Annotated in this window: 1 pseudogene; it reads left to right on the top strand. The window is 63.7% G+C overall.

The annotated features are described in order from the left end of the window. Window positions 1–57 precede the first annotated feature (57 nt). Window positions 58–454: pseudogene (locus ACLD7X_RS18920) on the top strand (transposase); the annotation flags it as partial.

The following is a 454-nucleotide window of genomic DNA, read 5'->3' as shown; positions in this document are numbered from 1 at the left end:
CTGAACCAGTCCTTATGAGAGCTTCCCGACCGGCCAGACTTGGCCAGGAGAAGCCCCATGAAACGCAAGCGTCACACCCCCGAGCAGATCATCCGCAAGCTGCGCACGGCTGAGCAGCTCCTCAACCAGGGCCAGACCGTCGCCGACGTGTGCAGGACCCTGGAGGTGTCGGCTCCCACGTACCACCGCTGGCAGCAGCTGTACGGGGGGATGAAAGCAACAGAGGCCAAACGCCTCAAGGAGCTGGAGCAGGAGAACACCCGCCTCAAGCGACTGCTGGCCGATGCAGAGCTCGATAAGGCCATGCTCAAGGAGCTGGCCGAGGGAAACTTCTGAGCCCGGAACGTCGTCGCAGAGCCGTCATGGTTCTGGAGGATCGATTCCGGGTATCCCAACGCCGTGCCTGCCGACTGGCTGGCCAGAACCGCAACACCCAACGCCGGCCCATGCCGGT

The organism is Aphanothece microscopica RSMan92 (assembly GCF_046613545.2).
Classification (GTDB): domain Bacteria; phylum Cyanobacteriota; class Cyanobacteriia; order PCC-6307; family Cyanobiaceae; genus NIES-981.
The sequence above is the reverse complement of the archived record's forward strand: the minus strand, read 5'-3'. Positions and strand labels throughout refer to the sequence as shown.